Below are 8,039 nucleotides of genomic sequence, written 5' to 3'. Positions count from 1 at the left end.
TTCCTATTCGCCGCCCTTTTTATTTGTGCAGCGATTGGAGGAATCGGGGCAGACACATGGGGGAAAGAGGAGTTTCTCAGGTATATGTTTGTCTATACTCCAAGCGGCCTGCTCATAGGAGGAATCGTGGCTTTATTGGCTGGTATCAGTTTATTTATCTGGGAACTAAGGGTGTCCACAAACAGGAAATAATTCAAAAATGAGAGTCTGAGGACTCTTTTTTTAATGTCTCTGCCCCCCATTGATTTTCCAGTAAAGCTACCGTTTGTTGAAGACTCCATTTCGAGATAAATGGGTCCGTTACGTTAGATGGATAAGGGCTGGCAGGGAAATAACTCGCTTTCCTATGGGGGAACGTTGAGCTTCCTCGCTCGTTTCACTCCCTGCGGGATCTCACCTAGTTCCTTCTCCCATGGGAGTCTCGCCATTTCCCCACCAACCCAACTTTATTAAGAAGAACAGATCCTTCGGAAAGAGAGGATCCTTGCCTCCTTAAACTGCCTGAAATGCATATATAACAGACTATCCCGCATAGTTCTGCCTGAAAAAGTATATACGCCCATATGGTTATTTCTTCTCAAGCGGGTGAAGGACGAACCCGTTTCGAGCCTCTAATTCGGCTGGGTCCGGAGGGGGACGATGAAGACTCCTGTGGGATGAAAATGACAGGGGAGACCCCGGAAGGCGAAGCCTGAGGAGGCTCCGCGCATTCCCCACTGAAAGCGAAATCGTTCCCCGCAGGACCTTTCTCATAACAATTATCTCGAAACGGAGTCTTACACAAACGGGAGCTATTCTATAACGTCAATATGGATTGTTAACTGAGACCTTGTTTAATGACCTGGGAAAAAGGCCATTTGCAGGATAAAGATCACCGCAAATACATATAGAATCCAGTGTACTTGTTTTCCTCTCCCCATTACCAGTTTCAAAACAGGATACGTGATGAAGCCAAGCGCAATCCCTGTTGCTATGCTCGAGGTGAGCGGCATCGTCAGAATAATAATAAAAGCAGGGAAGGCATCATCAAAGGAGGTCCAGTTTACTTTAGCCAGACCTTCCATCATAAAACAACCAACAATAATCAGTACAGGTGCTGTAATAGCAGGCAGTCCTGAAACAGCTCCCACCAGCGGAGCAAAGAACATGGAGAGAATAAATAAGCCAGCGACAACTACTGTTGTCAGTCCGGTCCTTCCACCTGCGGCCACTCCGGAGGAAGATTCAATATAAGCTGATGATGGACTAGTTCCGAACATGGCACCCACCGTAGTAGCAGAAGCGTCAGCCATCAGAGCTGCTCTCGCCCGTGGCAGACTACCATCCTTACGTATAAACCCTGCCTGCTCAGCTACACCAACCATCGTTCCGGTCGTATCAAAAATCGTTACGAGCAGGAACGCAAAAATAACCGTATATAAACTGTTCGTAAATACTCCGGAAATATCCATATCCCAGAAAACAGGGCTTGGCGGCACGGACATGACTCCGCCAATCTCCAGTTGACCTGTAAAATAGCCGATTACGGCTGTAATCACCATACCGATAAACAAGCCCCCCGTCACGTTACGCGCAATAAGGATTAACGTAATGAACAATCCACCAATAGTCAAAAGTGTACCTGGTGCGGTCAAATCTCCCAGCGTCACGAGCGTCTCTTCACTCGCTACGATGATCCCTGACATGCGCAGTCCCAAAAAGGCTATAAATAAACCAATACCTGAAGTAATTCCATATTTTAAAGAAGCAGGTATAGCGGTAATTAAGGTTTCCCTAAGTTTAGTCAGACTTAGAATGACAAAGAGAATACCGGCTAAAAACACGGTTCCAAGAATGACTGAGTAGCTAACATCCTGCTGAATAACTTCGGTGACGAAATAAGCGTTCATCCCCATTCCAGGTGCAATGGCAATCGGGTAATTGGCGGCAAAGGCCATGATTAATGTTCCCACCACAGCAGCTATAATGGTCGCCATGAATACTTGTTCGAACGGTACGCCAGCCGCTTCAAGGATCCCCGGGTTCACTACCACGATATACACCATCGTAAGGAACGTAGTGACTCCGGCTAATAATTCAGTTTTTACATTCGTATGGTTTTCTTCTAATTTAAATAATTTCTTCATTTTTTAAATCCCCTGTCTCGCATGTAAAATCACAACGTTTCTAATCATAAGATGAAAACGAACAAAAATCAATGATTTTAACCTTAATGTTCGTGTTTTAATGGGAAATGCATATAAAAAAGGTCTGAACCTAGAGGTCAGACCTTTTTTCAACTGTGTCATTCGGACGATACCAGTCCATCATCTGCCGGGTGTCTTGCTGATCTAAATAAAGACAGCGTGCGACGGCCCCACCGACACCCGATTTCAAAGTTACACGTATACTCTCCAGATCCACCCGCTTCTGAAGGATGGTCTGAGTAACGGCAGCTGACTGGATCCGTTTCCTTTTCATAACAAATGTCTGCTTATTAATGAAGCGGCTCTTCAACGTCAATTGCTGATCAGACAAGTTCCATCCCGCATCCTTATAAGCTAAGAAACCTATTCCTGTGAACGCAAGGGCAGCGAGGATCGCGAGCAGGCCATATGGGAATAGGAAAATACTTAGTGGAATGACGGCTACCCAGGCGAACCACGAATGACGCAGGATATAGCGGCGTTTAGATCTTGTCGGCGGCCGATTCCACTCTACATCCAGCTCATAATCACTGATCATCTGATGCAATACGTTTTCAATCTCTTTCTTTTTAATCAATGGAAGAAGCCGAAGCTGATGCTCGGCACCTTGCTGCATAGCTCCACCAGCACTGACTAAGGTGACCGACGCATAGCCAAGTGGCTGACGTATTAGATTCTCATCAATTCTGAGACCTTGAATCCGGTTTAACGGGATAGTCATTTGTTTTTTCTCAAGCCATCCCCGTGTAATCACAAGGTCATCCGCATCAAGAAAAACGCTGAAGTTTGCATAGCGGAATATGGTGAGCAGGATCGATATGCCATAGGCAATCAACAAGATGACAAATGCAGCGAATGCGACTACCAGAACCCCAATACGAAGCCAGGCAAGGAATTCACTGTAAATCGTGTCCAGTGGCAGAACTTCGGTAAGCTGGGAGGCAAACACTCCCACTCCTGATAACACGACTCCAGCTCCTCCTGAAGTAACAGCCATGACAACTATATCTTTCATTTTCATCTCATATACCTTTTCCCTGGAGGAAACCACACGGTCTTCTTCTATACCTTCTTCCTCAATCGTACGCTTGTTTTTTTCTCTTGAAATAATAGTTTCTAATTCATCAGCATCTTCTCGTTTGATCGCCGTAAGTTCTGCCTCCGCTTTCTGAAGATCACTTGAGCCGGCAGTTTCAATGGATACTTTCACCAGGTTAAAAGGACGGTGAAAGATCCCTTCAGAGAAATCCAGGCTTTGAATGCGGTGAAAAGGAATATATCGCTTTTTTCGCAGAATTAACCCATGTTCAATCCTCAGTTCTCCCTGTTCTACTCTATAAGTGAAACGGAGCCAGCGAATCACCCCTCCACCTAGTACTAATAGAAGAAAACCGACCGTTATTAAAAGAGGCATCCACTCTACTCCTCCACTGAATATGTTACCGTTCAGGAAGATGAGCGCGATAATAGGAAGAGCAGAATCTTTTAATCCTTTAACAAAATTAATAACCGCAGATACTGGATGAAGTCGTTTGGGTTCATACATCATCCTCAGCCACCCTTGCTAAAGAAGATATCGAACGTCTAAGTTCCTCTGCCTCCTGTTCATCAAGAGCAGGAATTTTATGTACCGTTGCCGCTGTCGAAATACTGATCGTTGACAGACGATATTTTCTAAGTAAAGGTCCCTGTTCCGTATCCACATGCTGAACACGGACCATCGGCACGAGTGTTCTCTGAATGATAAAAATTCCGTGCTGAAGCTCAATATCCTGTTCAGTCACTTCATACCGCCAACGTTTCCACCTCAGATCAGGTATTAACCAGACGGAGAGGATTAACTCCACTAAAATAACTCCAGCTGCAATCGCAAGCAGCCATTCAGGCCAGTCCCAGAAATAGACCGCTCCTCCAACGGCGATACTGACAAGAAGTGTCACACCAGCCTGAATAGCTCCGTAGACCCTCCATAAGGACAGCGCTCGTTCAGAAATCCGCTGTGCCGGTTCTCTCCACATAAACCATACCTCCCCAATCATCTACCATAGATACGAAAGAATGACTCTAAAAGTTTCGTATCCTTAAAAAAAGCCAGACACGACAGGCATGTCATATCTGGCTACTGAGAAGTCTATTCACCTTTTGATAATTCTTTCGACTTCTTCGTACAAGCTTCCATCGCCTGAATAATTGAACTGCGCATGCCGGAATGCTCAAGTTCTGTCACTCCTGCAATCGTGACGCCTCCTGGGGTGCACACCGCATCTTTCAGCTCACCTGGATGTCTGCCTGTTTCTTTAACCATCTTCGCCGCCCCCTGAACAGCCTGGGAGGCAATTTTATAGGCTTTATCTCTTGGAAAGCCCTGCTGAACAGCTGTATCAGCCATCGCTTCAATAAACATGTAAACAAAGGCTGGAGAAGAACCGCTAATCGCAGGAACCGCATCCATTAGTTTTTCTTCAATTATTTCTGCTTCCCCGAAGCTTTCGAAAACTTCCATTACATCCGCTAATTCCTCTTCTGTAATGAAATCATTTGGGCATAACACGCTCATTCCTGCTCCGACAAGAGAAGGCGTATTAGGCATCGAGCGAATAACCTTAACATTGCGCCCGAATGCTTCTTTGATTGCATCCAGTGTAATTCCCGCTGCAATCGTAACAATAACGGTGTCCGGAGGAACTTCATCCTTTATTTCCTGAATAACTCCATGATAAATGTAAGGTTTAATAGCTAGAAATAATAAATCGCTTTCACGTGCAAGCTGCTTGTTGTCATTTGATATGTGAATTCCATATTCATCTGAGACAAAGTCGATGGTTTCATCCGAGAGAGCGGTTGCTGCTATGTTTTCCGCTTTCATCAGTTTCGCATCAATCATTCCCTGGATCATAGCTTGTCCCATCTGTCCGCAGCCAATAAATCCTATTTTTTTATCCACCGGGCATTCCTCCTTATTCTCTCCATTGTATAGGATTATTTCTTACATAACAATTGTCGATCTAATTCGATTGAATTTATGTAAATAACTAGTAAATATTTCATGTTTTATGGTGAAAAGGTTTACAAATGCGTACAAGTTACCTATAATTAGAATTGTATTCTTCATATCATAGCGAACGACCAAAAATATCATAGCTGCTACGAAAAAAGCCGAGCTGCCTTAAGCTCGGTTTTTTTCGTGGTTCACAGCGTCCTCTCCAGGCTTAACGGCCTGCAATAATTTCTTTACTTCTTTCTTACTGCTCCGTGATACCATGATATACAAAGTATCTCCTGCTTTTATTTCAGTTTGGCCGTATGGCGTGATTACATCGCCTTCCCTTATGATCGCATTGATTAAAGCACGATCCGGCAGTTCGATATGCTCAAGCGTCTGCCCTACTACCTGATTATTTTCCACTACATCAAATTCCATTAATTCCACGTTTGCTTTTCCGATTGAAATCAATTCCAGGGAATGAATTGGATTGGTAAGCTTGTCTGACACCAGCTTAAAGCGCTCCGCTACCCATGTAATAGATGATCCCTGAAAGAGAGTGGAAGTCAGTACAGTAAAAAAGACAACATTAAAAATCAGCTGACTATTCTCTACGCCAGCAAGCATCGGAAAAATCGCCAGTACAATGGGAACAGCTCCTCTAAGTCCTGCCCACGATAGAAACAATTTCTCCTTTATACTAAAGGAGAAGAAGGCCAAACTTATAAATGTGGCCAACGGACGGGCAATTAAAATCAGAGCCAGAGCAATAAGCAGCCCATCGATCATAACTGATAGCGTAAAGACTTCGTTCGGGAATACAAACAGCCCAAGGATAATAAACATCACAATTTGGGCCATCCACCCAAACCCTTCGTGGAAACGCAGAATCGAGTAACGATAGGCTAACTCTGCATTTCCTATGAATACGGCTGCTACGTACACAGCTAACAATCCGCTTGCCTGCGCGAGAGAACTCGCACTGTATGCTAAAAAAGCGAATCCAAGTGCAAATAAAGGATAGAGTCCACTAGAATCTAGATTAATACGGTTTAAGCTGAAGCTTCCGGCGTACCCAACGAGAGCACCAATGAGAAGTCCTGCTCCCATCTGCCAGAAGAAGGATCCAATCAATGGAAGAACCTCCGCTTCTCCCGTGGTTAAAATTTGAATGAACGTAATGGTTAAAAACACAGCCATTGGGTCATTAGTACCTGATTCGGCTTCAAGCGTAGCCTCGAGTCTGTCTCTAATATTTTTCCCTTTCAACACCGCAAATACAGCCGCCGCATCCGTGGAACCAATAATCGCCCCAAGCAGCATAGCTTCCACCCAGTCTAAGCCTAATATGTACCTTGCCGCTACACCAACCAGTCCTGTGGTAAGCAGTACCCCAATAGTTGCAAGAGTAACCGACGGACCAATCACTGGCTGTATATTATTCCATTTCGTCTGCATACCACCTTCAAATAAAATGATAATTAAGGCAAATACACCGACAAGCTGCGCCACTTCAGCACTATCGAAATAAATTAACCCGAGCCCATCGCTCCCTACCAGCATTCCTACGGCAATAAATAAGACAAGAGAAGGGACCCCGAGTCTTGTTGAGAACTTCGTTACGAGAATACTTGTAATTAATAGTAAAGCTATTAGCATAATAAACTTGTCCGACTGAAGCAGTTCATGTATCATTGTTAATCTCCTTTATTCCATCACATCTATCGTTCATTATAGCAATACAACGCCTCCGTCCCCTACTAATTCACCTTATCGAAACAAACAGCCTCTGCGTTGCAGAGGCTGTTGTTCATTTTCTCTCATACAAATCCTCAGATACCGATTGAAGCAACGGACTCATCACTCCGGTAAAAAATAAATCCAATTCGTGCATCGCTCTTGTTGCTGCTGTATATAATAGTTTCCGTTCTTCCTCTTTGTTATAAGTCGCACTGGACACTTCTGGTAACATTACGGCATCAAATTCAATTCCTTTGGCTAAATATCCAGGAAGAATAAGAATACCTTTTTCAAAGGATTGTGATTCTTTATAAATCAAACGGGCCGAGAGACTCTCGCCTATGCGCGCATGTAAATCTTTCGCCTCTTGTGTCGTTCGGGTCAGAAGAGCAATGGTTTCGTGACCTTCTTTCTTCCTGCTGAGTATTGTTTCCTGCATAGATTTGATAAGTTCATCCTCGTTGTCTTTCTTATGAACACGAGGCTTCTGCCCCTCGCGATTAAATGCTTCAATCTTCTCCCCATCCGGAAGCAGATGCTTCGTAAATTCAACAATCGGTTTAGTGGAACGGTAACTTCGCATTAAATACAAATGTTCCACATTCATATCTTCTTCTAATTCTTCCCCTTCTTCCAATAAACTCGGAGCTTTAGTATAAAGATTATGAATCGCCTGATTATAATCACCGAGCAGGTTGAAGCGTGCATTCGGAAATAATTGCTTGATAAACTCGATTTGAAACGGTGAATAATCCTGTGCTTCATCAATAAACAGGTGGCGAATAACTGTATTAACACTTCTGCCCTCAATTTGATCCTGTAAATACAGATAAGGTGTAACATCCTCAGCATAAAGGTACTTCTTGTTTAACGCTTTTTTTGTTTCGTGTCCAATGTCTTTCCAATCTTCATCACTTAACTCTTCAGGAACGGATACTGTATCAAACATCTGTTCATACAGCTTTCTCAGCTTAATAAACTTCAACTGTTCGATCTTTCTCTTTAAAGGCCGCATTTTTTTCTCCACGATTCTTTTTACAAGCAGCTTCTGCTCCCTATCAAAATCATCGAACGTGTCTTCGTTAAATTCTTTATGATCCTCAAGTTCATTAAACGCCTCAACATATTCA

The 8,039-nt window shown here is 43.7% G+C and carries 7 protein-coding genes; 1 reads left to right on the top strand and 6 read right to left on the bottom strand.

Annotated features, from left to right (window positions below; genetic code table 11):
* A partial coding sequence (locus tag WAM07_RS14085; protein WP_422167832.1) for a hypothetical protein occupies positions 1-192 on the top strand: 192 nt, incomplete at its 5' end.
* A gap of 641 nt (positions 193-833) precedes the next feature.
* Here the strand turns inward: WAM07_RS14085 and WAM07_RS14080 are convergent.
* The 6 genes from WAM07_RS14080 to helD form a co-directional block, all read right to left on the bottom strand.
* On the bottom strand, positions 834-2,126 hold the full coding sequence (locus WAM07_RS14080) for an NCS2 family permease (RefSeq protein WP_422167830.1): 1,293 nt from the start codon (positions 2,124-2,126) through the stop codon (positions 834-836).
* Positions 2,127-2,256: 130 nt separating this feature from the next.
* Positions 2,257-3,732: a PH domain-containing protein gene (locus WAM07_RS14075; protein WP_422167828.1), complete on the bottom strand. Its 1,476-nt coding sequence runs from the start codon at positions 3,730-3,732 to the stop codon at positions 2,257-2,259.
* Complete coding sequence (locus WAM07_RS14070; protein WP_422167826.1) at positions 3,725-4,204, bottom strand: PH domain-containing protein; 480 nt, start codon at positions 4,202-4,204, stop codon at positions 3,725-3,727. The genes WAM07_RS14075 and WAM07_RS14070 overlap by 8 nt, the downstream gene beginning before the upstream one ends.
* Positions 4,205-4,317: 113 nt before the next feature.
* On the bottom strand, positions 4,318-5,130 hold the full coding sequence (gene proC, locus WAM07_RS14065) for a pyrroline-5-carboxylate reductase (RefSeq protein ID WP_422167825.1): 813 nt from the start codon (positions 5,128-5,130) through the stop codon (positions 4,318-4,320).
* 222 nt (positions 5,131-5,352) lie between these two features.
* Positions 5,353-6,864 (bottom strand): potassium/proton antiporter, encoded by a 1,512-nt coding sequence (locus WAM07_RS14060; protein WP_422167823.1) that lies wholly within the window; start codon positions 6,862-6,864, stop codon positions 5,353-5,355.
* A 115-nt stretch (positions 6,865-6,979) separates the two neighbouring features.
* Positions 6,980-8,039, bottom strand: a 1,060-nt coding sequence (helD, locus tag WAM07_RS14055) for an RNA polymerase recycling motor HelD (RefSeq protein ID WP_422167821.1), incomplete at its 5' end; no start/stop codon positions are given.

This window comes from Halobacillus sp. (genome assembly GCF_049282395.1).
Lineage (GTDB): Bacteria > Bacillota > Bacilli > Bacillales > Halobacillaceae > Halobacillus.
The sequence above is the reverse complement of the archived record's forward strand: the minus strand, read 5'-3'. Positions and strand labels throughout refer to the sequence as shown.